Below are 22,299 nucleotides of genomic sequence, written 5' to 3'. Positions count from 1 at the left end.
CTCCCCTGCCGAGGGCCGAAAGGCCCTCGGAACCCGTTACTTGAGGCGCTCCAACAGCGCCGAAACGGCATTCTCGAACATCTCGGGCGTCAGGCGGCGCGTCGAGGTGTTGTAGCGGCTGACATGGTAGGAATCCGCCAGCAGCAGGCCATCGGGCAGCGCATGGATCGCCCCATGCGCGAAGGCGAAGCGTGCGGCCGGAATGCCCTTCGCCCGCAGCAGCGCGTTGTGCGCCACGACGCCGAGCGCCAGCACCGCCCGCAGCCGCGGCATCGCTGCGAGTTCCGCCTTCAGGAAGCCGTTGCAGGTGCGGATCTCGGCCGGGGTCGGCAGGTTCTCCGGCGGCACGCAGCGCACCGCGTTCGCGATGCGGCAGCCCGTCAGTTCCAGCCCGTCATCCGGCGATTCCAGGAACTGCCCGGTCGCCTGTCCGAACTTCAGCAGCGTCCCGTAGAGCAGCCGCCCCGCATAATCCCCCGTGAAGGGCCGCCCCGTGCGGTTCGCCCCGCGCACGCCGGGTGCGAGGCCCAGGACGAGCAGCGGCGCATCCCGCGGCCCCCAGGACGGCACCGGACCGTTGTGCCAGGCAGGGTTCGCCGCACGGTTCGCCTCACGATAGGCCACCAGCCTCGGGCAGAGCGGGCAGTCGTATCCCGGCGCCGCGCTCACGCCTCCGGCTCCGGCGCCGCGTCGCCATAGGGATCGGCCGGCGTCGCCCGGCCCGGGCGCGGCGCGGCGGGCGGGACCGGGGCGCGCGTCCGCGGCTCCGTCTGGCGCCGCGTCAGCTCCGGCGCGATCTCCGCCAGGTCGATGAAGGCATCCGCCTGCCGCCGCAACTCGTCGGCGATCATCGGCGGCTGGGACCGCACGGTGGACACCACCGTCACCCGCACGCCCATGCGCTGCACGGCTTCCACCAGCCGGCGGAAATCCCCGTCGCCCGAGAACAGCACGACGTGGTCGAGCTGCGGCGCGAGTTCCAGCATGTCCACCGCGAGTTCGACATCCATGTTGCCCTTCAGGCGCACGCGCCCGGTCGGGTCGGATTGCTGCTTGGCCGGCTTCGTCACCACCTGCCAGCCATTGTAGGCGAGCCAGTCGGTCAGCGGCCGCAGGGGGGAATAGTCCTCCGTCTCGAGCAGCGCGGTGTAGTAGAAGGCGCGCACGAGGTAGGTCGACCGTCCGAAGAATTCGAGCATCGCGGCGAAGTCGACCTCGAACCCCAGCGCGCGCGTGCTGTGGTAGAGGTTCGCTCCGTCCACGAAGACCCCGACCCGTTCCGCACCGCTCGATCGCCGCATGAATCCATCCATTCCGTCGCAAGTCCCGTCCGCGGCGTCCGCTACACGCATCCTCGGGACCTGTCATGGCCGTTGAGCGCGCGGTCGTCGCCATCGGGGCCAACCTGCCGCGCGCCGACGGCACGCCGGCGATCGAGACCTGCCGCTGGGCCGCGGGACGGCTGGCGACCATTCCGGGGATGCGGCTGATCGCCGTTTCCTCCTGGTGGGAATCGGCGCCGATTCCGCCCGATCCGCGCTCGCCGGCCTATGTGAACGGGGCCGCGCTGCTCGAGGGCGAAACGACCCCCGAGGCGCTGCTCGCCGCCCTGCACGCCATCGAGGAGGAGGCCGGCCGCGCCCGGCCCTATCCCAATGCGCCGAGGGTCCTCGACCTCGACCTGGTCGACCTCGGCGGCCGGGTGAGGGAGGGCGCGCCGCCGCTCCTGCCGCATCCGCGTGCCCATCTGCGGGCCTTCGTGCTGCGCCCCCTGGCCGAGATCTCGCCGGGCTGGGTCCACCCCGTCCTGGGTCGGCCGATGGCGACGCTGCTGCCCACCGTCGCGGACCAGGCCATCCGGCGGCTCGACGAAGCGGGCGGGAAGGGGGTCTGATCGGCGCATGATCGACCATGTGTCCATTCCGGTCGCGGATCTGGAGCGGTCCGCCGCCTTCTACGAGGCCGTGCTGGCACCCCTCGGCCTCACACGGCTCGTGACGCGGGAGCGGACCGTGGGCTTCGGCAAGCGCTACCCCGAGTTCTGGCTGAACCTGCGGCCCGGGACCCTGCCCGCCGCCAACCCCGGCGCCCATATCTGCCTGCGCGCACCGGACGCCGACGCCGTCCGGGCCTTCCACGGGGCCGCGATACGGCTCGGGGGCACGGATGACGGCGCCCCGGGCGACCGCGGCGCGGCCATGACCGCCTATGTCGGGGCCTTCATCCTCGACCCCGACGGGAACAAGATCGAGGCGGCGGCCTTTCCCAGGCCATAGGCCGGCCTCTCTCGTCTTGCACCGCAGCGTGCCGCTGTCTATGTGGAGAGATTACCGGACATGCCGGGCGCCCGGATCCCCCATCCGCGCGCCCCGAACGTATTTGGAGCCTCCATGGCGCGCGTCACCGTCGAAGACTGCATCGAGAAGGTCCCCAACCGCTTCGAGCTCGTGCTGCTCGCCGCCCAGCGTGCGCGCAACATCAGCCGCGGCGAGGCGATCGAGGTCGACCGCGACAACGACAAGAACCCCGTCGTCGCGCTGCGCGAGATCGCCGAGGAGAAGGTCGAGCTGCCCTCCCTCGAGGCCGACCTGATCAAGTCCCTCAGCCGCGCGCCGGAGCCCGAGCCCGCCGAGGAGGAGGTGATGGACATCATCGCCACCGACGAGAACATCTTCGGCATCATGGAAGTCCAGGAGGAAGCCCTCCCGGAAGCCGCCTCGGAAGACATGTCCGCCGACGACATCGAGGCGGCGATCGCCGCCGAGCTGGGCGGCAAGCGCTAAGGCCGCCCGGATGGGCCAGGGCGCCGGCGGCACCCGACGAACCGGCCCCGCGCTGGCCCCCGAGGGGCTGCGCACCGACACGACGGACAATCCTGGCGTCGAGCTCGCGCGCCAGGTCCTCGCCTACGATCCCCGCGCCGACGCGAAGCTGATCGAGGCCGCCTACCGCCTGGCCGAGGAAGCCCACGCGCCGCAGAAGCGCGAGGACGGGCAGCCCTATATCGTCCATCCGGTCGCCGTCGCGGGCATCCTCGCGGGCTACCGACTGGATGCCGCGACGATCGCCACCGCGCTGCTGCACGACACGGTGGAGGACACCGGCGTCACGCTCGCCGAGCTCGAGAAGCGCTTCGGCAAGGAAGTGGCGCGCCTCGTCGACGGCGTGACCAAGCTGACGCGCCTCGAGCTGCAGTCCGAGCGCACCAAGCAGGCCGAGAACTTCCGCAAGCTCGTCCTCGCGATGAGCGAGGACATCCGCGTCCTCATCGTCAAGCTCGCCGACCGGCTGCACAACATGCGCACCCTCGGCGGCAAGGCGAGCCCCGAGAAGCGCCGCAAGACCGCGCGCGAGACGCTGGAGATCTATGCCCCGCTCGCCGAGCGCATCGGCATGGACGCGCTCAAGACCGAGATCGAGACGCTGTCCTTCCGCGAGATGAACGCGGATGCCTGGCAGACCATCGCCGCGCGCCTGACCTACCTGCGGGGCCAGGGTGCCGACCTGATCGAGGAGATCGAGCAGGACGTCCGCCGCGTGCTGCGCGACGCCGACGTCGAGGTGGTCGAGGTGCAGGGGCGCGAGAAGTCGCCCTATTCCATCTGGCTCAAGATGCAGCGCAAGAACGTGGCGTTCGAGCAGCTGTCCGACATCATGGCCTTCCGCGTCATCGTGAAGGACAAGCACGACTGCTACGCGGCACTCGGCGCCATCCATTCCGCCTACCGCGTGGTGCCGGGCCGCTTCAAGGACTGGATCTCCACCCCCAAGACGAACGGCTACCAGTCGCTGCACACCGGCGTGACGGTGCCCGAGCGGCGCAACGCCAAGATCGAGATCCAGATCCGCACCGCCGAGATGCACGAGGTCGCGGAATTCGGCGTCGCTGCGCACTGGATCTACAAGCAGGGCGCCGCCGGCACGGCGCCCAACCGCAAGCGCTACCCCTGGGTGCGCGACCTGCTCGAGATCCTGGAATCGGCCGCCGACCCGCAGGATTTCCTCGATCACACCAAGCTCGAGCTCCATCGCGACCAGGTCTTCTGCTTCACGCCCAAGGGCGACCTGATCGAATTGCCGCGCGGCGCGACGCCGGTCGACTTCGCCTACCAGGTGCACAGCCAGGTCGGCGACAACACCGTCGGCGCCAAGGTCAACGGCAAGATCGTCCCGCTGCGCCACACGCTCGAGAACGGCGACCAGGTCGAGATCATCACCGCCCGCGGCGGCACGCCGAACCCGGCCTGGGAACGCTTCGTCGTCACCGGCAAGGCGCGCGCGCGCATCCGCCGCTTCGTCCACGCCCGCCAGCGCGCCGAACAGCGCGAGGAAGGCCGTGCGGCGATGGCCAAGATCTTCCGCGCGGCGGGGCTCGACTTCTCGGAAAAGATCGTCGACCCCGCGGTCAAGGCGCTGAAGCAGCCGGACTTCGAGACGCTCTGCGTCGCCGTCGCCTCCGGCAACATCTCCGCGCGCGACGTGCTGCATGCGGCGGTGCCGGAACTGCGCACCCCGGCGCGCAGCGTGGACCAGATGCCGCTGGCCCGCCCGCGGGGGCGGCTCGGCGCCGGGCCGACGCTGACGCCCGGCAAGGCCGAGCGCAACGCGGCGGCGCTGCGGCGCGAGACGGCGATGGGCGTGACCGGCCTCGTCGCCGGCATGGCGGTGCATTTCGCCGGCTGCTGCCACCCGCTGCCGGGGGACCGCATCGTCGGCATCGTCACCACCGGCCGCGGGGTGACCATCCACAAGCACGATTGCCACGGGCTCGAGGCCTTCTCCGCGACGCCGGAGCGCTTCATCGACGTGGACTGGGAATACGACAGCGACGCCAAGGGCGGGCATGTCGGGCGCATCGAGCTGACGGCGGAGAACAACGCCGGCGCGCTCGCAGGCCTGACGACGGCGATCGCCCGGCAGGACGGCGCGGTGAACAGCCTGCGCATCGTCAACCGCGCCGGGGATTGGTGCGAGGTGCTGGTCGACGTCGAGGTGCGCGACACGGCGCATCTCGCGGCCATCCTCGCCGCCCTGCGCGCCTGCCCCGGCGTCACCCAGGTGGAAAGGGCCAACGGGTGATCATCGGCATCGGCTCGGACGTGCTCGACATCCGGCGCCTCGAGAAGACCATCGAGCGACATGGCGAAAGATTCATCGAGCGCATCTTCACCCCGGTGGAACGTGCCAAGGCCGAACGCCGCACCGAGCGCATCCGCGTGGCCACCTATGCCAAGCGCTTCGCGGCGAAGGAGGCGGCGTCCAAGGCGCTCGGCACCGGCTTCCGCGCCGGGGTGTTCTGGCGCGACCTCGGCGTGGTGAACCTGCCCTCGGGCCAGCCGACGCTGCGGCTGACGGGGGGCGCGGCCGAACGGCTCGCGGCCATCACGCCTGCCGGCCACCGGGCCGAGATCGCGCTGACCATGACCGACGAGTTTCCTTACGCCCAGGCCATGGTGGTGATCACCGCCGTACCCCTTCCTTGACAGCGGCCGTGCCCGCTGGTTTCCCTGCCGCGCCCGCGCCATCCGGCCGGCGCGGAACCCCCTGATCAGGCCGTCCGGTACCCCTCCCCATGGCGAAGAAGAAGTCCGGCGGCTGGCTGGAAAGCATCAAGACGATCGTCTACGCGGCGCTGATCGCCATCGGCATCCGCACCATCGCCTTCGAGCCGTTCAACATCCCCTCCGGCTCCATGATCCCGACGCTGCTGGTGGGCGACTACCTCTTCGTCTCGAAGTTCTCCTACGGCTATTCGCGCCATTCGATGCCGTTCAGCCCGAACCTGTTCAGCGGGCGGATCTTCGGCAGCCTGCCGCAGCGCGGCGACGTCGCCGTGTTCAAGCTGCCGCGCGACCCGAGCCAGGACTACATCAAGCGCATCATCGGCCTGCCGGGGGACCGCATCCAGGTGCGCGGCGGCGTGCTGCACATCAACGGCCAGCCGGTGCGGCGCGAACTGCTCGGCCCCTACACGGCCGACGACGGCGTGCGCATGACGGTGCGCCTGTATCGCGAGACGCTGCCGGGCGCGGACAGCCAGCCCGGCGTCACGCACCGCATCATCGAGCAGTCGGACGACGGCCCCTTCGACAACACGATCGAATTCCGGGTGCCCGAGGGCCACGTGTTCGCCATGGGCGACAACCGCGACAACAGCCTCGACAGCCGGGCGCAGGACGCGGTGGGCTTCATCCCGATCGAAAACCTGGTCGGCCGCGCCGAGTTCATCTTCTTCTCGGTCGACGGCTCGGCCGCCTGGTGGGAGGTCTGGGGCTGGCCCTTCGCGATCCGCTGGAGCCGCCTGTTCTCGGCCGTTCGTTGAGTCCGGGTTCGGCCCCAGGCGCCGGGGCCCGCATCCGCGGGCCTCGCTGGCGGGCCGGGACGCCGGGTGTCGATGTGGTCGCGCTGTGCGCTTCCGGCCCGAAGCGTGGCTTCGTGCCGCCTGGATGCGGTAGGGAAGGGCGATGACCCCCATCGAGGAACGCCTTGGCCACCGCTTCGCCGACCCGGCGCTGCTGTCGCATGCCCTGACCCATCGCAGCGCGGCGGATGCGCGCGGCGGGCAGCTCGATTCCAATGAAAGGCTCGAATTCCTCGGCGACCGCGTGCTCGGCCTGCTCATCGCCGAATGGCTGATCGAGCGCTATCCGGAGGAGCGCGAGGGCAACCTCACGCGCCGCCTCTCGGCCCTGGTCGCCTGGGAGACGCTGGCCCGGGTCGGTGAGTCGATCGGCCTGGCCGAGGCCATCCGCATTCCGCCCGGCGAGGAGCGCGCCGGTCTGCGCGCCCGCCAGACCGTCATGGCCGATGCGGTGGAGGCCCTGCTCGGCGCCGTCTATCGCGACGGCGGGCTCGAGGCCGCGCGCGGCGTGATCCGCCGGCACTGGTCCGTGATGCTTGACGCCGCGACCAAGCCGCCGGTCTCGGCCAAGAACCGGCTGCAGGAATACACGCTGGGGCGCGGGCTCGGGCTGCCGGCCTATCGTGTCGTCTCGGCTTCGGGGCCGTCCCATGCGCCGCTGTTTGTCGTCGCCGTCGCGGCCGAGGGGCGGGAGGCCGAGGGGGCGGGGGAGACCAAGCGCGCGGCGGAACTCGCCGCCGCGGAAGCCTGGCTTGTCGGAGTGACGCCATGACGCGCTGCGGCCTCGTCGCCATCGTCGGCGCGCCCAATGCGGGCAAGTCGACCCTCGTGAACCGACTGGCCGGGACGAAGGTGACGATCGTCTCGCCCAAGCCGCAGACCACGCGCTTCCGCATCCGCGCCGTGGTGATGCACGAAGGCGCTCAGATCATCCTGGTCGACACGCCGGGCATCTTCGCCCCGCGCCGGCGGCTCGACCGCGCCATGGTCGCCGCCGCCTGGGGCGGGGCGCAGGACGCCGACCTGTCGCTGCTGGTGGTCGATGCCCGCGCCGGGCTGACCGATGCCGTCCGCAAGATCGCGGAGGGTCTCGCGAAGTCCCGCGGTCCCGTCTGGCTCGCGCTCAACAAGACCGACCTGATCCCGCGCGAGCGGCTGCTGCCGCTGACCGCGGAGCTCAACGCCATCCTCTCCTTCGCCGAGACCTTCATGATCTCGGCCGAGAAGGGCGACGGCCTCGATCGCCTGCAGGACAAGCTGGCGGCGGCGATGCCGCCCGGCCCCTACCTCTTCCCCGAGGACGAGCTCACCGACCTGCCGAACCGCATGCTGGCGGCCGAGATCGTCCGCGAGCAGATCCTCCGCCAGACGCACCAGGAAGTGCCGCACCACGCCTCGGTCGAGACCGAGCAGTGGACGGAGAACGAGGACGGCTCGGTGCGGGTCGACTGCACCGTCTACGTCTCCCGCAAGACGCAGAAGGCGATCCTGATCGGGGAGAAGGGCAGCCGCATCCGCGCCATCGGCCAGAGTGCGCGCATCGAGTTGACCAAGCTGCTGGAACGCCCCGTCCACCTGTTCCTCAACGTCAAGGAACGGGAAGGCTGGGACGAGGAGCGGGCGCGGATCCGGGCGATCGGGCTGGACGACGCGGGATGAGCGTGGAGTGGACCGCCCCGGCCGTCGTGCTGGAGGTCCGCCCCCATGGCGAAGGCGGTGCCGTCGTCACCCTGCTGACGGAGGAGCACGGACGGCATGCGGGCCTTGCCAAGGGCGGGGCCTCGCGTGCCCAGGCGGGCCTGTGGTTGCCGGGGAATCTCGTAGAGGCGCGCTGGTTCGCTCGCCTGCCGGATCAGCTCGGCGCCCTGGCCGGCGAGATGGTCCACCCGGCGGCGGCGCTCGCCATGGAGGACCCGCTGGCGCTGGCGCTGCTCTCCTCGGCCTGCGCCATCGCGGCCGATGCGCTGCCGGAACGCGAGCCGCATCCGCGGGCCTTCCGGGCGCTGGTGTCGTTGATCGGCCACCTCGCTGGCGGGGCCGAGGGCATCATGGCCGACTATGTCCGCTGGGAGGCCCTGGTCCTGACAGAATTGGGCTACGGCCTCGACCTGTCCGCCTGCGCATTGACCGGGGCGACGGAGGGGCTGACCCATGTCTCCCCCCGCACCGGCCGGGCGGTTTGCGGGGCGGCGGCGGAGGCCTATCTCGACCGCCTGCTGCCGCTTCCAGGGTTCCTCACGGCAGGTGACGACCCCGGCGATCCGGCCGGCTGGGATGCCGGGCTGCGCCTGACCGGCCATTTCCTGGAACGCGACGCCTTCGGCGCCCGCCACCGCCCGGTGCCCGAGGCGCGGCACCGGCTGGCGGACCGGGTGGCGGCGCTGGCCGCATCCGTGTAATCCGGCGCCCAAGAGAACGAAGCGCGAATCCCATGCCCGACGACATCAAGGACCTGCCCGAAGGCGGCGCGACCCGCGAGACGCGGCTCGCCGATGCGCTGTCCGAGCGCTACCTGGCCTATGCGCTGTCCACCATCACCGCGCGGTCGCTGCCGGATGTGCGGGACGGGCTGAAGCCGGTCCATCGCCGGCTGCTCTGGGCGATGCACCAGCTGCGGCTCGATCCCGCGGCCGGGTTTAAGAAGTGCGCGCGCATCGTCGGCGACGTGATGGGCAAGTACCACCCGCATGGCGACGCCGCGATCTACGACGCGATGGTGCGCCTCGCGCAGGAATTCGCCGCGCGCTACCCGCTGGTCGAAGGCCAGGGCAATTTCGGCAACATCGACGGCGATAACGCCGCGGCTATGCGCTACACCGAGGCACGGCTGACCGAGGTCGCCCAGGCGCTGCTCGAGGGCATCGAGGAGAACGCCGTCGACTTCCGCGCCACCTATGACGGCGAGGAACGCGAACCGATCGTCCTGCCGGCCGCCTTCCCGAATCTGCTGGCGAATGGCGCGGCCGGCATCGCGGTCGGCATGGCGACCTCCATCCCGCCGCACAATGCGGGCGAGCTCTGCGATGCCGCGCTGGCGCTCATCGACAATCCCGACGCCGACCTGCTGGCCCACATCAAGGGCCCGGACTTCCCGACCGGCGGCGTGCTGGTCGAGCCTGCCGAATCCATCCGCGATGCCTATGAGACGGGCCGCGGCGGCTTCCGCGTCCGCGCCAAGTGGGAGACCGAGCGGCTCAAGAACGGCACCTGGCAGATCGTCGTCACCGAGATCCCCTACCAGGTGCAGAAGGCGAAGCTCATCGAGCAGATCGCCCAGCTGCTGGAGGAGAAGAAGCTCCCGCTGCTCGGCGACGTGCGCGACGAAAGCACCGACGTCGTCCGCCTGGTGCTGGAGCCGAAGTCGCGCACCGTGGACGACAAGGTGCTGATGGAGACGCTGTTCCGCGCCACCGCGCTGGAATCCCGCTTCCCGCTCAACATGAACGTGCTGGATGCCGACCGCACGCCCCGCGTGATGGGCCTGCGGGAGGTGCTGCGGTCCTGGCTCGACCACCGGCATGTCGTGCTGATGCGGCGGACCGAGCATCGCCTCGCGGCCATCGCGCGGCGGCTCGAGATCCTCGATGGCTACCTGATCGCGTATCTCAACCTGGACGAGGTCATCCGCATCATCCGCACCGAGGACGAGCCCAAGCCGGTGCTGATGGCGACCTTCTCGCTGTCCGACCTTCAGGCGGAATCGATCCTCAACATGCGCCTGCGCAGCTTGCGCAAGCTCGAGGAGATGGAGATCCGCAAGGAGCACAGGAAGCTCAGCGCGGAACAGAAGAAGCTGCAGGCGCTGATGGGCTCCGAGACGAAGCGCTGGGCCGCCATCGCGGAGGAGATCGCGGCCACGCGGGCGAAGTTCGGCGATGGCGCGCTCGGCAAGCGCCGCACCGAGCCGGGGCGCCAGCTTCCGGCTGTGCTGGTGGACGAGACCGCCTTCGTCGAGAAGGAACCGATCACCGTCATCCTGTCCGAGAAGGGCTGGATCCGCGCGCAGAAGGGGCACATCCCGCTCGACGGCGAGATCCGCTTCAAGGAAGGCGACAGCCTGCTCGCGGCCATGCACGCGCACACCACCGATCGCATCGTGATCTTCGCGACCAATGGCAAGGCCTACACGCTGAGGGCCGAGGCCATCCCGCGCGGCCGCGGCGACGGCCAGCCCGTGCGCCTGATGATCGACCTGACCAACGAGGACGCGGTCGTGCACATGTTCGTCCATGAGGACGGCAAGCGCTTCCTGGTTGCTGCCTCGGACGGGAAGGGTTTCGTCGTGAAGGGCGAGGATCTGCTGGCGGAGAAGCGCACCGGCAAGCAGGTGCTCAACGTCGATCCGCCGGTCGAGGCAGCCGCCTGCGTCCTCGTCGAAGGCGACAGCGTCGCCGTCATCGGCGAGAACCGGAAGCTGCTGGTCTTCCCGTTGGAGCAGGTTCCGGAGATGACCCGCGGGCGCGGCGTGCAGTTGCAGGCCTATCGCGACGGCGGCCTGTCGGATGTGCGCGTCTTCGCCCGCTCCGAGGGCCTGTCCTGGACGCTCGGCGGCCGGACGCGGACCGAAACCGACCTGCGGCCCTGGCTCGGCAACCGGGCGGGCGCGGGCAAGGCACCGCCGAACGGCTTTCCGCGGTCGAATCGTTTCGACTGAGGGGTCGGAGTCGCGGGATAAGAATTCCCGGGAAACGGCACCGTCCGGTTCGGGATGCTAGGGTCGTCGCTCCTGGCAGCCCGTCCCGGAGCGCGTGGTGAACGACAACCCGGATCACGATCCGAGTGCCAAGAGTCCCGGCCTCGGCGCGGGCCGGCGCCGCGCCGCGTCCGCAGCGTGGCGGCCATGGGCCGCCGCTGCTCTGCTTTTCCTCGCGATGGTGACTTCGGCGCGCGCCGATGCGCCGGTGATCGGGCTTCGGTTCGGGTCGCATGCCGATCACGGCCGCATCGTCTTCGATTGCCCGACCCCGATGGCCTATCGCATCGAGCAGGATGGCCCCCGCATCGTGCTCCAGTTCGGGGAGCAGGCCACGGTCCGGCTCGGCACCACCGGACGCAGCGGCGTGCGGAACCTGGTGTCGATCCGGGAGGAAGGCGGCACGATCGTGCTGGAGACCGCCGGCGGCGCGCGCCTGCGTCACTTTCGCCTCGGCAATCGCGTGGTGCTGGACCTGCTGGACGGGTCGGCCACATCCGCCCCGGCCGAGGCCGCGGTGCGGCCGGTTGCGCCGCCGCCTGTCGCTGCGCGAGTCGCTCCACCTGCCGACGCACCGCGCGCGATCCGTGCGCCTGAAGGCCGCAGCCCGGCCTTCGTGATCGGGGCGATCGGCGGCCGCGGCGCGGACGAAGCGTCGGCATCGGGGGCTGCGCAGGATGTTCCTCCGCCTGTGCCGCGGCATGTGCCTCGGGCGCCGGCGGAAGCTCCGGTCGCCGCGGCGCGACCGGCATCCGCCGAGACCGTTGCCCCGTCCCCGGCTGGCCGGCCCGCCCCGTCCGGGGGGCCGTCAGACCCGCTGCAGGCTCCGGTGGCGTCGGACCCTCGACCGCCGCGCGGCCATCCGTCCGCACGCGCGGAAGCGGCGGTCACGCCGGATGCACCGGCCCTGGCCCCGATGGCGTCCCTGGAACTGATCGGTGCGCAGCGCGTGCAGATCGAACGTGACCTGCGGCACCTCGGCTATGGCAGCGCGGACGGCCGGCCGATGCAGGACCGCGCATTCCGCGACGCCGTTCGCGCTTATCAGCGCCAGATCGGCGCCGAAGCCACGGGCGCCCTGACCTTCGAGCAGGTCGAGCGGCTGCGCCGGGCCCGCAGCGTGCTGGCGGAGCCGCGGGTGACGGCGGGGCAGATGATGCTCGTCGCGGGCGATACCCAGGTCATTGCCGCCGGCACCTGGAGCATGGTGGCCGGACACCCGGAGCATCCGGTGAACCGGTCCTACATCGCCTGCTCCCGCCAGGCAGGGACCTGTCTGGAGTCGCTGGCGCGGCTGACGCTGCCCGAGGTCGCCGGCGACGGTACGTTGTCGAGCGAACTCGTCACCTACCGCGTCGTCGCCTGGACCCCGCGCGAGGTGGTCGCCGAACAGAGCCAGCGCTGCCTGACGCGGGTGCTCACCATGCGCCTGCCGTCCCAGGACGTGCTGCTGACCGACCGGCCGCACCCGACCGCCGCCTGCAGGGCCGAGACCGACGTATCGGCCGGCATCCAGGTCCTCCGTCACGGTGCGGAGCCACTGGCGCGCTTCTATGAGGAGCGCCGGGCGGGCGCCGCGGCCGACGCCAACCCCGATCTGCGCGCCGCGGCGGACGAGCCGGGGCCGTCCGCCGCGCTTGCGGCCCGGCGCTGAGTTCCCTCAGCCCGCCCGCACCAGCACGTGCCGCTTGCGCCCGGCCGAGAGCTTCGCCGCGCCGTCCTGCAGGTCGGCCGGCGTCACGGTCAGCGCGGCGTCGGTCACCACCGCGTCGTTCAGCCGCAGGCCGTTCTGTGCGATCAGCCGCCGCGCCTCGCCCTTGGACGCCGCCAGCCCGGCCTGCACCACCAGGTCGACGAAGGGGGAGGGCAGGGCCGCGGTGATGGAGGGCAGGCTGTCGGCCGCGGCCCCTTCCTCGAAGGCGCGGCGCGCGGTCTCGGCGGCCGCCTCGGCGGCGGTGCGGCCGTGCAGCAGCGCGGTCGCCTCGGTCGCCAGCACCTTCTTCGCGTCGTTGACCTCGGCACCCTGCAGCGCACCCAGGCGGCGGACCTCGTCCATCGGCAACTCGGTGAAGAGGGCGAGGAAGCGGCCGACATCCGCATCCTCGGTGTTTCGCCAGAACTGCCAGTAGTCGTAGGGCGACAGACGGTCGGGGTTCAGCCACACCGCGCCCGCCGCCGTCTTGCCCATCTTGGCACCTGAGGCGGTGGTGAGCAGCGGCGTGGTCAGCACATGCGCATGCCCGCCCGCCATGCGGCGGATCAGCTCCGCGCCCATGACGATGTTGCCCCACTGGTCCGACCCGCCCATCTGCATCACCGCGCCGTGGCGGCGGTGCAGTTCCAGGAAGTCGTAGGACTGCAGCAGCATGTAGTTGAACTCGAGGAAGGAGAGCGAATGCTCCCGCTCGAGCCGCAGCTTCACGCTGTCCATGGTCAGCATGCGGTTGACGGAGAAGTGCCTGCCGACGTCGCGCAGGAAGGGGATGTAGCGCAACTCGTCCAGCCAGGCGGCGTTGTCGAGCATCATCGCGCCGCCGTCGAAGTCGAGCAGCGCGTCGAAGGTGCGGCGGATGCCCGCCTTGTTGGCCTCGATGACCTCCTCGGTCAGCAGCTGCCGCGCCTCGTCCTTGCCGGAGGGATCGCCGACCTTGGTCGTGCCGCCGCCGATCAGCGCGATCGGCCGCCCGCCCGTCTTCTGCAGCAGGCGCAGCAGCATGGTCGGCATCAGGTGGCCGACATGCAGGCTGTCGGCCGTGCAGTCGTAGCCGATATAGGCGACGAGCCCGCCCTTCAGCAGCGCGGCATCCAGCTCCGCCTCGTCCGAGGTCTGGTGGATGTAGCCGCGTTCCTTGGCAATGCGCAGGAAGTCGCTCTTGGGGCCGCTCATCGTGCTGTCCTGGGTCTCCGGGGGGCTTTCGCCGGAAGGCCTGGGGGGCTAGCACGTCGAAGGCATGCTGAGAACCATCGGGCTCATGAGCGGGACCTCGCTGGACGGGGTGGACGCCGCCTATCTCGAGACGGACGGCGAGGTCATCGGCCGCCTCGGGCCGCGGCTGACCCTGCCCTATGACCAGAAGCTCCGGCGGCAACTGCGCGGCCTGCTCGACCGCGCCGAGACCCTGGCCGAGAACGATCCCGAGCTGATCGACGCCGTCCGGCGCCTGACGGACCGCCACGCCGAGGCGGTGGAAGCGCTGGGCCTCGAGGCCGACCTGATCGGATTCCACGGCCAGACCATCCTGCACCGCCCGCCGGTCGTGGGGCGGAACTACCAGCCCTTCACCTGGCAGGTGGGCGATGCGACATCGCTCGCGCGGCGCACCGGCATGACGGTGGCCTACGATTTCCGGTCGGCCGACGTGGCGGCGGGCGGGCAGGGCGCGCCGCTGGTGCCGGTCTTCCACCGGGCGCTGGCCGCGCCGCTGCCCAAGCCGCTCGCGATCCTGAACCTCGGCGGGGTGGGCAACGTCACCTGGCTGGGGCCGGAGGGCGAGATGCTCGCCTTCGACACCGGGCCGGCCAATGGGCCGCTCGACGACTGGGCGCGCAAGCACACGGGCAAGGACTACGACGCCGCGGGCAAGCTCGCCCTCGCCGGGCAGGCGGATGGCGCGGTGCTGGGGCGGCTGATGGCCCACCCCTACCTGACGGCGCCGCCGCCGAAATCGCTCGACCGGCTCGACTTCGACCGGGCGCTGAAGGAAGCGGGCGCGGCGGAACTCTCGGCCGCCGACGGCGCGGCGACGCTGTGCGCCTTCTGCGCGGTGTGCGTCGCCGCGGCCGCCCGGCTGTTCCCCGAGCCGCCGCTGCAATGGCTGGTCGCCGGCGGCGGGCGGCGCAACCCAGCGATCATGCGGGCCTTGCAGGGTGCGCTCGAGGAACCGGTCCGCGCCGTCGAGGTCGCCGGCTGGGACGGGGATGCGCTCGAGGCCCAGGCCTTCGGACTGCTCGCCGCGCGGGTGGCGCGCGGGCTGCCCATCACCTTCCCGGGCACGACCGGCGCGCCGCGACCGCTGACCGGTGGGCGGATCGTGGGGTCGCTGCTGTAGCGCGGGACGCGCGAACGCATGGAAGCCGCCGCACGGCGGCAGGAGTGAGCATGGTCTGGTCCTTCCCCATCGCGACCGTGCGCGGGACGGTCATCCGGATCCACGTCACCTTCTTCCTGCTGCTGGCCTGGATCGGCGCCATGCATGCGCGCGAAGGCGGCCTCGCCGAGGCCGTCTCCGGCATGGTGTTCGTCTGCCTCGTCTTCGCCTGCGTGGTGCTGCACGAACTCGGCCACGCCGCCGCGGCGCGGCGCTACGGGATCGCCACGCCCGACATCACCCTGCTGCCGATCGGGGGCCTCGCGCGGCTCGAGCGCATCCCGGAGGAACCGTGGCGGGAGATCGCCATCGCGCTCGCCGGGCCGGCGGTGAACCTCGTCATCTGCCTGGTATTGGCGATCGTCCTCGGCGGCGTGCCGTCCCCGCAGGAAGGCCTGATGGTCGAGGATGCGCGGTCGGACGTCCTCGCGCGGCTGTTCTGGGTCAACGCCTTCCTGCTGCTGTTCAACCTGATCCCGGCCTTCCCGATGGATGGCGGGCGGGTGCTGCGGGCGGTCCTCGCCTTCCGCATGAGCCACCGGGACGCGACGCGCGCGGCGGCGAATGTCGGGCAGGGGGTCGCGATCCTGCTCGGCTTCCTCGGGCTGTTCGGCTCGCCGATCCTGATCTTCATCGCGCTGTTCGTCTGGCTCGGCGCCGCGGGCGAGACCGCGGAGGAGGATCTGCGCGCCGCGACGCGCAGCCTCGCGGCCGAGGATGCGATGGAGACGCGCTTCGAGGCCCTGCCGCCCGAAGCCGATGTCGGTGCCGCGGCCGAGGCGCTGCTACGCACGCCGCAGCGCGACTTCCCCGTGGTGGACGGCACCGGGCGCATCCTCGGCCTGCTGACGCGCGATGCGATCATCCACGCCCTGCGCGCGACCGGGCCGAACACGCCGGTCGCGGATGCGATGCAGGAGGTGCCGCGCGTGAAGCGGGGCGCGCCGCTGAGCGAGGCGCTGAAGACGCTGGCGGCGGCGCCGGCGGTGGCGGTCGAAGACGGCGAGGGCCGGCTCGCTGGGCTGCTGACGCCGGCGAATGTCGCGGATCTGATCGCGCTGAAGGGGTAGGGCGGGGGGAGAAGAGAACTTCTCCCCCCGAACCCCCCTCAACCTTCTTTGGAACCAAGTGACCAGAAAAGGGAGGGGGTTCGGGGGAGGTTCATCCTCCCCCGACCTACAACGCCGGCAACCCCCGTCCCAACCGATCCAGGATCTCCGCCCCCAGCGGATGCGGCTCCACGCAGGGCCGGCGCCCATGCGGCGGCGCGATCCCCGCGCGCTTCGCGAAGAACGGCTTGCCATAGGCCGCGAAGTGCTCGGCCGTGCGCGGCATCATCATGAAGGTGGCGAGCGGCAGCACGCTCCGGTGCAGCGCCTCTGCTGCTTCCTCGTCGCCCGCCTCCATCAGGTTCCAGATGCGCGCCTGCACGTCCGCGACGTCGGGTGCGGGGATCATCCCCGCGCAGCCGATGCGGTGCGTGTCCGTCAGCTCGAGGCCCGCGAGGCCATTGAAGATGGCGAAGGCACCCTCGGTCTCCTCGATCAGCCGCTTCACGTAGAGGATCGGGCCCTCGCCCTTCATCATGCGGAACTGCGGATGCGCGCGGTTCAGCGTGCGCAGCGCGGAGGCCGAGAGCGCGACATCCATCATCGCCGGGTTGTTCTGCGGGCCGCAGGGGATCGACACGCCTTCGGCGAGCGCGCCCATGAAGCGCACCAGCGCGGCCTCGTTCATGCCGGCCATCTGCGGCGGCTGCAGGATCAGCCAAGCCGCGCCGGCGGCCTCGGCCGCCCGGCAGACCTCGAGCGCCGCGGCGACGCCGGCTTCGTTCACCGTCACCGCAACCGGCACGCGGCCGGCGACGTCCTCGAGCACCCAGTCGATGATGGTGCGGCGTTCGACCAGCGTCAGCTTGTGGAACTCGGTGACGAGGCCGAGCACCGCGATGCCGTGCGCGCCGCCGCGGATGCAGGCCTCGACCTGCGCGCGCATCGCGGCGCGGTCGAGGCGTTCCTGCGCGTCGAAGAAGGCGTAGAGGATCGGCCAGACGCCGCGGAACGCCACCATGGGTCAGTCCTTCCAGGGATGCTGGGCCCAGAGCGCCTGGTAGCGCGTGCGCAGCGCGACGAGTTCGGCGCGGAATTCCTCCGGACCGAGGAAGCGCAGCGGTAGGTTCTGCTGGGTGGCGAGAGTCTTGAACTCGGCATCGTCCACCGTGCGGCGGACCGAGAGCGCCAGCCGCGCCATCACCTCCGGCGCCATGCCGGCCGGCGCGGCCATGCCGCGCATCGACCCTTCGACGATGTCGAGGTTGAGTTCCTTCAGCGTCGGCACCTCGGCCGCCGGTTCCCAACGCGTCGCACCCATCTGCACGAGCGGGCGAATGACGTCCTGGCGCCACTCGTTGATGCCCTCGGCCATGTTCATCACGGCGAGCGGGATCGCGCGGGAGAGCAGGTTCTGCTTCACCTGCGCCGAGCCCGCGAAGGGGATGTGCAGGAACTGGGTGTTCGTCGCGCGCTCGATCGCGAGCATCGCAAGGTGGTCGTCCGACCCGATCCCGGTCGTCCCGTATCCGATCGCGCCCGGCCGCGCCCGCGCGGCGGCCAGCATCCCCTGGAAGTCCCGGATCGGGCTATCGTTCAGCACCCAGATCCCGCCAGGGTCGTCGACGATGTTCGCGATCAGCGCGAAGTCGTCGAGGCTGAAGCGCGCGCGCCGCTCGATCGGCACGGTGACGATGGAAGGCGTGTTGATGAAGCCGATCGTGTAGCCGTCGGGCCTGGCGCGGGCGAGTTCCGAGAAGCCGATCTCGCCGCCCGCGCCTGGCCGGTTCAGCACCACCACGGGCTGGCCGAGATCCTTCTCCATGAAGCGGGCGATGGTGCGCGCGGCGGTGTCGGTCCCGCCGCCGGCCGCATAGGCCACGATCATGGTGATCTGACGGTCCGGCCGCCAGCCGCCCTGGGCGTGGGCGATGGCGGGCGCGGCGAGCGCGGCGGCGATCACGCCGCGGCGGGTGGCGTTCATGTCTTTGTTTCCTCCCGGGATCGGTCGCGTCACGATGCACGGGCGGTGGGTCGCCGCCTAGGGGGCGCGGGCGCCGATGAGCGCGGCCGGCCAGGACGCCCGGCCCGCGAGGTGATCCGGATCGCTGCGCCGGCCGGACAGGTCGCGCAGCCTGCGCCGCGGAGGTTCCCCGGGCGGTTCGCCGTCCGCTCCCCGGCACCGATGAGGTGCCGAGACAAAACGAAGGGCCGCCGGTCTGCCCGGCGGCCCTCCCGTAAATCCGAAGCTAATGCGTCGGTCAGTCGGCGGCGAGCGCCATCCGGCTCCGGTTCAGCACGCCCATGACGTGGTCTTCCGCCGCGTCCACGACCTTGTCGGTCTGTTCCGGCGTGAAGACGTGCCCGGCACCCGGCATCACGCGGTAGTCGATGGTGATGCCCTTCTGGGTGTTCAGCTTGTCGACCAGCTTGCGCACCGACGGCTCGGGTACGAGTTCGTCGTCCGCGCCATGGAAGATCAGCCCGTTGCAGGGGCAGGGCGCGAGGAAGCCGAAATCGTAGTGGCTGGCGGGGGCACTGATGGAGATGAAGCCGCCCATCTCGGGCCGCCGCATCAGCACCTGCATGCCGACATAGGCGCCGAAGGAATACCCCGCGACCCACAGCATCGAGGCGTTCGGGTTGACCGCCTGAAGGAAGTCGAGGCCCGCGCACGCATCCGACACCTCGCCGATGCCGCCGTCATAGCGGCCCTGGCTGCGGCCGACGCCACGATAGTTGAAGCGCAGGACCGAGAAGCCCATCGCCTGGAAACGCTGATAGAGGGAGTAGGTGACCCGGTTGTTCATGGTCCCGCCGTGGAGCGGGTGGGGGTGGAGGATCAAGGCCACCGGGGCATTGGGTCGTTTCGCGTGATGGTATCGTCCCTCGAGCCGGCCATCCGGCCCGGCGAACATGACCTCGGGCATCGTGCGTTCAATCCAATGCGGTTGCGTCGGGCCCGGGTCACTGCCGCGCCCGAAACGGACGCGACGAAGGCTGATCGGCGGGCCCGCCGCAGTTTGGGGAACCTCATCAGCAGTGCGGGGGCACCACCACGAACACGGCTCGACCGACGGATTGTTGACCGTCCTGGTCGGAAATTCTACCTTGCTCCGCACAACGCAAGCGTCCGCGGAGTGGTCCTAACCCTTCGACATCAAAGAGTTGTCTGCCGTGGTGCCTCGGGAGAGGTTCCCGTCTCCCCGAGGACGGCGGGAATATAAGTAGGCCTGTCGGATTTTCATAACAGAATCACCATCTGGTCCCCATGTGCCGGGCGTGAACCAGGGTTGCTGGAAGAGCGGAGTAGGCGAATGCGACTGTCCACCCGCGGCCGTTACGCCGTGATGGCGATGGTGGAGATGGCCGACCGCGCACGCCCGGGCGGGGTTTGCGCCAATGGCCGGCCGGTCACGCTCACCGAGATCGCACAGGCGCAGCATCTTTCGGTGGCGTATCTGGAACAGCTCTTCGGGCGTCTGCGCCGGGCGGGGCTCGTCGCCTCCGCGCGCGGGCCCGGCGGCGGCTACCGCCTGGCGCGACCGGCGGCCGAGATTGCCATCGCCGAGGTGGTCGAGGCGGCCGACGAGCCGATCGTGGCGACCCGTTGCGAGGATGGCGGGCCGGGCTGCCTCGGCGGGGAGCGCTGCATCACCCACGACCTATGGGCCGAGCTTGGCGACCAGATCCGGCTCTTCCTGCGCGGCATGACGCTGGCCGACGTGATCGACGGCAAGGTGATCGGCCGGGCGCAGCCGCCCTCGGGGCGCTCGGAGGATGCGCCGGGCCGGGCGGCGCAGTAGCCCGTGCTCCTGCTCGACGCCAACGCGACCGAACCGCTGCGGCCCGAGGCACGGGCGGCGGCGATCGCGGCATTGGACCTGCCGGGCAATCCGTCCTCGGTCCACGCGGAAGGTCGGGCCGCGCGGCGGCTGCTCGAGGAAGCGCGCTCGGCCGTGGCGGCCGCCTTCGGTGCGCGGGGCCAGGATGTCGTCTTCACGGCCGGCGGGACGGAAGCCAATGCGCTGGCCGTCCGCGGGCTCGCGGCAGGCCGGCGCGTGCTGGCAGGGGCCACGGAGCATCCGGCCGTGCTCCGCGCGGGGCCGGACGCCGACCTGCTGCCGGTGCTGGCGGACGGGACCATCGAACTCCCCGCGCTGGACGCGGCACTGGCCGGCGGCACGCCTGCCCTGGTTTGCCTGATGGCCGCGAACAACGAGACCGGCGTGCTGCACCCGATCGCCGAAGCCGCCGCGATCTGCCGACGCCATGGCGCTCTGCTGCATGTCGATGCGGTCCAGGCGGCAGGCCGGGTGCCGGTCGCGCCGGGCGAGGCGGACAGCCTCGCAATATCGGGCCACAAGCTGGGCGGACCGAAGGGGGCGGGGGCGCTGCTCCTGCGACCTGGGCTCGACCTTGCCCCGATCTTCGCGGGGGGCGGACAGGAACGCGGCCGGCGTGGTGGGACGGAACCCCTGTCGGCGATCGCCGGCCTCGCCGCCGCCGCCCGTGCCGCGACGCCGGAAGCCGCCGCGCGGCTCGCGACCCTTCGCGACGCGATGGAGGCGGCCATCGCCGCGATCGCCCCCGAGGTCCGCTTTCCGGGCCGCGGCGCCCCGCGCCTGCCCAACACCACCTCCATCCTGCTGCCGGGCGTGCCGGCGGAAACGCAGGTGATCGCGCTCGACCTCGCGGGTGTGCGGGTCTCGGCCGGGGCGGCCTGTTCCTCGGGCAAGGTCGCGACGAGCCATGTCCTGGCCGCGATGGGCTTCGGAGCAGAGGCGGGCAGTGCCATCCGTGTCTCCCTGCCCTGGAACGCGCCGGAGGACGCGGCGGAGCGTTTCGTGGACGCATGGTCGGCCATGCGGTCGCGTCTCTCCCGCCGCGCCGCCTGAAGGACCATCTTGCCGCCATGACCGCCGGACCGAACCGCCCGATCTATCTCGACTGCCACGCGACCACGCCGGTCGACCCGCGCGTGCTCGCCGCCATGCGGCCCTGGTGGGAAGAGAACTTCGCCAATCCCGGCAGCGTCGAGCACACGATGGGCCGCGCCGCCGAGGAAGCGGTCGAGGAAGCGCGCGGCCACGTCGCCGAACTGATCGGCGCCGATGCGAAGGAGATCGTGCTCACCTCCGGCGCCACGGAAGCGAACAACCTCGCCATCAAGGGCGCGGCGCGCTTCGCTGCGGCGCAGGGGTCGGACCGTCGTCGCATCGTCACCGTCGCGACCGAGCACAAATGCGTCCTGGAGAGCGTGAAGGCGCTGGCCGGGGAAGGCTTCGATCCCGTCATCCTGCCGGTCGACGCGAACGGGTTGCTGGACCTCGACGTGCTGCGTGCCGCCGTGGATGACCGCACGCTGCTCGTCTCCGTCATGGCGGTGAACAACGAGATCGGCGTGATCCAGGACCTCGCCGCGATCGGGGAGGTCGCGAAGGCCGCCGGCGCGCTGTTCCACACCGATGCCGCCCAGGCCGCCGGACGCATCTCGCTCGACGTCGAGGAGATCCGCGCCGACCTGATGTCCCTCTCGGGGCACAAGATCTACGGGCCCAAGGGGATCGGTGCGCTCTATGTCCGCCGCCGGCCGCGGGTGCGGCTCGCAGCCCTGTTCTCGGGCGGGGGGCAGGAGCGGGGGCTGCGGTCCGGCACCCTGCCGGCGCCGCTCGTGGTCGGGCTGGGCGAAGCGGCGCGCATCGCCGCGATCGAGGGGATGCTCGATTCCGGACGCATCGCCGGCCAGCGGGACCGTTTCCTCGAGGCGCTCACCGCCGCCGTGCCGGGCGTGGCCCTGAACGCGCCGGCGGCCCCCAAGGTGACCGGCAACGTCAACATCGCCTTCCCCGGCGCGGTCTCGGCGCAGGACATCATGGCCGCCGCGCCGATGGTCTGCGTCTCGACCGGGTCGGCCTGTTCCTCGGCCGAGGTCGAGCCCTCCTACGTTCTCAGGGCGATCGGGCTGGACGAATCGCGGGCCCGGGCCACCTTGCGGATCGGCATCGGACGCTTTACCTCGCCCGCCGATGTGGACCAGGCGGCCGCTCTTCTGGCGGAGGCATGGTCCAGGGCAGTTTCCGGAACAAGCAGGGCGGCGGAGTAGCA

The 22,299-nt window shown here is 71.2% G+C and carries 22 protein-coding genes; 16 read left to right on the top strand and 6 right to left on the bottom strand.

What is annotated here, in order from left to right:
- Positions 1 to 36: 36 nt before the first annotated feature.
- Both GWK16_RS25100 and GWK16_RS25095 read right to left on the bottom strand, forming a co-directional pair.
- Entirely contained in the window at positions 37 to 669 is a 633-nt protein-coding gene (locus GWK16_RS25100; protein ID WP_170052124.1) for a uracil-DNA glycosylase family protein, read from the bottom strand.
- The gene (locus GWK16_RS25095; protein ID WP_170052123.1) at positions 666 to 1,301 is read right to left on the bottom strand and encodes a LabA-like NYN domain-containing protein; all 636 of its coding nucleotides are present in this window, start codon (positions 1,299 to 1,301) and stop codon (positions 666 to 668) included. The genes GWK16_RS25100 and GWK16_RS25095 overlap by 4 nt, the downstream gene beginning before the upstream one ends.
- A gap of 65 nt (positions 1,302 to 1,366) precedes the next feature.
- On the opposite strand from GWK16_RS25095, the gene folK reads away from it, so the two are divergent.
- The 11 genes from folK (at position 1,367) to GWK16_RS25660 (ending at position 12,708) form a co-directional block, all read left to right on the top strand.
- A complete protein-coding gene (gene folK / locus GWK16_RS01060; protein ID WP_170052122.1) occupies positions 1,367 to 1,894 on the top strand; it encodes a 2-amino-4-hydroxy-6-hydroxymethyldihydropteridine diphosphokinase in 528 nt (175 codons plus the stop codon).
- Positions 1,895 to 1,901: 7 nt separating this feature from the next.
- Positions 1,902 to 2,276, top strand: coding sequence for a VOC family protein (locus GWK16_RS01055; RefSeq protein ID WP_170052121.1), 375 nt, complete (start codon positions 1,902 to 1,904; stop codon positions 2,274 to 2,276).
- Between the two features lie 114 nt (positions 2,277 to 2,390).
- Positions 2,391 to 2,783: a DNA-directed RNA polymerase subunit omega gene (rpoZ, locus tag GWK16_RS01050; RefSeq protein WP_170052120.1), complete on the top strand. Its 393-nt coding sequence runs from the start codon at positions 2,391 to 2,393 to the stop codon at positions 2,781 to 2,783.
- Positions 2,784 to 2,793: 10 nt separating this feature from the next.
- On the top strand, positions 2,794 to 5,079 hold the full coding sequence (locus tag GWK16_RS01045; protein ID WP_170052119.1) for a RelA/SpoT family protein: 2,286 nt from the start codon (positions 2,794 to 2,796) through the stop codon (positions 5,077 to 5,079).
- The gene (gene acpS / locus GWK16_RS01040) at positions 5,076 to 5,483 is read left to right on the top strand and encodes a holo-ACP synthase (RefSeq protein WP_168041197.1); all 408 of its coding nucleotides are present in this window, start codon (positions 5,076 to 5,078) and stop codon (positions 5,481 to 5,483) included. The genes GWK16_RS01045 and acpS overlap by 4 nt, the downstream gene beginning before the upstream one ends.
- An 89-nt stretch (positions 5,484 to 5,572) precedes the next feature.
- Entirely contained in the window at positions 5,573 to 6,322 is a 750-nt protein-coding gene (gene lepB / locus GWK16_RS01035; RefSeq protein WP_170052118.1) for a signal peptidase I, read from the top strand.
- A 142-nt stretch (positions 6,323 to 6,464) separates the two neighbouring features.
- The gene (gene rnc, locus GWK16_RS01030) at positions 6,465 to 7,133 is read left to right on the top strand and encodes a ribonuclease III (RefSeq protein WP_168041199.1); all 669 of its coding nucleotides are present in this window, start codon (positions 6,465 to 6,467) and stop codon (positions 7,131 to 7,133) included.
- Entirely contained in the window at positions 7,130 to 8,020 is an 891-nt protein-coding gene (gene era, locus GWK16_RS01025; protein WP_170052117.1) for a GTPase Era, read from the top strand. Before rnc ends, era begins: the two co-directional genes overlap by 4 nt.
- A gap of 2 nt (positions 8,021 to 8,022) precedes the next feature.
- Positions 8,023 to 8,760, top strand: coding sequence for a DNA repair protein RecO (recO, locus tag GWK16_RS01020; RefSeq protein WP_170052848.1), 738 nt, complete (start codon positions 8,023 to 8,025; stop codon positions 8,758 to 8,760).
- A gap of 32 nt (positions 8,761 to 8,792) precedes the next feature.
- Complete coding sequence (parC, locus tag GWK16_RS01015) at positions 8,793 to 11,015, top strand: DNA topoisomerase IV subunit A (protein ID WP_170052116.1); 2,223 nt, start codon at positions 8,793 to 8,795, stop codon at positions 11,013 to 11,015.
- A gap of 97 nt (positions 11,016 to 11,112) precedes the next feature.
- Positions 11,113 to 12,708, top strand: a complete 1,596-nt coding sequence (locus tag GWK16_RS25660; RefSeq protein ID WP_170052115.1) for a peptidoglycan-binding protein — start codon at positions 11,113 to 11,115, stop codon at positions 12,706 to 12,708.
- A 6-nt stretch (positions 12,709 to 12,714) separates the two neighbouring features.
- Here GWK16_RS25660 and tyrS read toward each other — a convergent pair whose 3' ends face one another.
- Positions 12,715 to 13,941 carry a tyrosine--tRNA ligase gene (tyrS, locus tag GWK16_RS01005; protein WP_170052114.1) on the bottom strand — a complete coding sequence of 409 codons (1,227 nt, stop codon included), beginning with the start codon at positions 13,939 to 13,941 and terminating at the stop codon, positions 12,715 to 12,717.
- A gap of 67 nt (positions 13,942 to 14,008) precedes the next feature.
- On the opposite strand from tyrS, the gene GWK16_RS01000 reads away from it, so the two are divergent.
- Together GWK16_RS01000 and GWK16_RS00995 are read left to right on the top strand one after the other, a co-directional pair.
- Entirely contained in the window at positions 14,009 to 15,103 is a 1,095-nt protein-coding gene (locus GWK16_RS01000; protein WP_211187069.1) for an anhydro-N-acetylmuramic acid kinase, read from the top strand.
- 50 nt (positions 15,104 to 15,153) lie between these two features.
- Entirely contained in the window at positions 15,154 to 16,212 is a 1,059-nt protein-coding gene (locus tag GWK16_RS00995) for a site-2 protease family protein (RefSeq protein WP_170052112.1), read from the top strand.
- A gap of 106 nt (positions 16,213 to 16,318) precedes the next feature.
- Here the strand turns inward: GWK16_RS00995 and GWK16_RS00990 are convergent, their stop codons facing one another.
- The 3 genes from GWK16_RS00990 to GWK16_RS00980 all read right to left on the bottom strand — a co-directional run bounded on the left by GWK16_RS00990 (position 16,319) and on the right by GWK16_RS00980 (position 19,121).
- Positions 16,319 to 17,212, bottom strand: coding sequence for a dihydrodipicolinate synthase family protein (locus GWK16_RS00990; protein WP_170052111.1), 894 nt, complete (start codon positions 17,210 to 17,212; stop codon positions 16,319 to 16,321).
- 3 nt (positions 17,213 to 17,215) lie between these two features.
- On the bottom strand, positions 17,216 to 18,175 hold the full coding sequence (locus GWK16_RS00985; RefSeq protein ID WP_170052110.1) for a tripartite tricarboxylate transporter substrate binding protein: 960 nt from the start codon (positions 18,173 to 18,175) through the stop codon (positions 17,216 to 17,218).
- A 277-nt stretch (positions 18,176 to 18,452) separates the two neighbouring features.
- Positions 18,453 to 19,121, bottom strand: a complete 669-nt coding sequence (locus tag GWK16_RS00980; RefSeq protein ID WP_170052109.1) for an alpha/beta hydrolase — start codon at positions 19,119 to 19,121, stop codon at positions 18,453 to 18,455.
- 387 nt (positions 19,122 to 19,508) lie between these two features.
- Here GWK16_RS00980 and GWK16_RS00975 point away from each other — a divergent pair, with 387 nt between their 5' ends.
- The 3 genes from GWK16_RS00975 to GWK16_RS00965 are packed head-to-tail and all read left to right on the top strand — an operon-like array spanning position 19,509 to position 22,297.
- Positions 19,509 to 19,997, top strand: a complete 489-nt coding sequence (locus tag GWK16_RS00975) for an Rrf2 family transcriptional regulator (protein ID WP_170052108.1) — start codon at positions 19,509 to 19,511, stop codon at positions 19,995 to 19,997.
- A 3-nt stretch (positions 19,998 to 20,000) separates the two neighbouring features.
- Positions 20,001 to 21,089, top strand: a complete 1,089-nt coding sequence (locus GWK16_RS00970) for an aminotransferase class V-fold PLP-dependent enzyme (RefSeq protein WP_170052107.1) — start codon at positions 20,001 to 20,003, stop codon at positions 21,087 to 21,089.
- A 17-nt stretch (positions 21,090 to 21,106) separates the two neighbouring features.
- Complete coding sequence (locus tag GWK16_RS00965) at positions 21,107 to 22,297, top strand: cysteine desulfurase family protein (RefSeq protein WP_170052106.1); 1,191 nt, start codon at positions 21,107 to 21,109, stop codon at positions 22,295 to 22,297.
- Positions 22,298 to 22,299: the final 2 nt, after the last annotated feature.

The organism is Neoroseomonas marina, assembly GCF_012927745.1.
Classification (GTDB): domain Bacteria; phylum Pseudomonadota; class Alphaproteobacteria; order Acetobacterales; family Acetobacteraceae; genus Neoroseomonas; species Neoroseomonas marina.
Note: the sequence above shows the minus strand (reverse complement) of the source record. Positions and strands in the feature narration are given on the sequence as shown.

Coding starts and splice junctions, on each gene's coding strand:
- GWK16_RS00995 (WP_170052112.1), top strand. CDS start 15,154: ATGGTCTGGTCCTTCCCCATCGCGACCGTGCGCGGGACGGTCATCCGG.
- lepB (WP_170052118.1), top strand. CDS start 5,573: ATGGCGAAGAAGAAGTCCGGCGGCTGGCTGGAAAGCATCAAGACGATC.
- GWK16_RS00990 (WP_170052111.1), bottom strand. CDS start 17,212: ATGGTGGCGTTCCGCGGCGTCTGGCCGATCCTCTACGCCTTCTTCGAC.
- parC (WP_170052116.1), top strand. CDS start 8,793: ATGCCCGACGACATCAAGGACCTGCCCGAAGGCGGCGCGACCCGCGAG.
- GWK16_RS00985 (WP_170052110.1), bottom strand. CDS start 18,175: ATGAACGCCACCCGCCGCGGCGTGATCGCCGCCGCGCTCGCCGCGCCC.
- folK (WP_170052122.1), top strand. CDS start 1,367: ATGGCCGTTGAGCGCGCGGTCGTCGCCATCGGGGCCAACCTGCCGCGC.
- tyrS (WP_170052114.1), bottom strand. CDS start 13,941: ATGAGCGGCCCCAAGAGCGACTTCCTGCGCATTGCCAAGGAACGCGGC.
- GWK16_RS25095 (WP_170052123.1), bottom strand. CDS start 1,301: ATGCGGCGATCGAGCGGTGCGGAACGGGTCGGGGTCTTCGTGGACGGA.
- GWK16_RS01055 (WP_170052121.1), top strand. CDS start 1,902: ATGATCGACCATGTGTCCATTCCGGTCGCGGATCTGGAGCGGTCCGCC.
- GWK16_RS00980 (WP_170052109.1), bottom strand. CDS start 19,121: ATGCCCGAGGTCATGTTCGCCGGGCCGGATGGCCGGCTCGAGGGACGA.
- rpoZ (WP_170052120.1), top strand. CDS start 2,391: ATGGCGCGCGTCACCGTCGAAGACTGCATCGAGAAGGTCCCCAACCGC.
- GWK16_RS01045 (WP_170052119.1), top strand. CDS start 2,794: ATGGGCCAGGGCGCCGGCGGCACCCGACGAACCGGCCCCGCGCTGGCC.
- GWK16_RS00975 (WP_170052108.1), top strand. CDS start 19,509: ATGCGACTGTCCACCCGCGGCCGTTACGCCGTGATGGCGATGGTGGAG.
- rnc (WP_168041199.1), top strand. CDS start 6,465: ATGACCCCCATCGAGGAACGCCTTGGCCACCGCTTCGCCGACCCGGCG.
- GWK16_RS00965 (WP_170052106.1), top strand. CDS start 21,107: ATGACCGCCGGACCGAACCGCCCGATCTATCTCGACTGCCACGCGACC.
- era (WP_170052117.1), top strand. CDS start 7,130: ATGACGCGCTGCGGCCTCGTCGCCATCGTCGGCGCGCCCAATGCGGGC.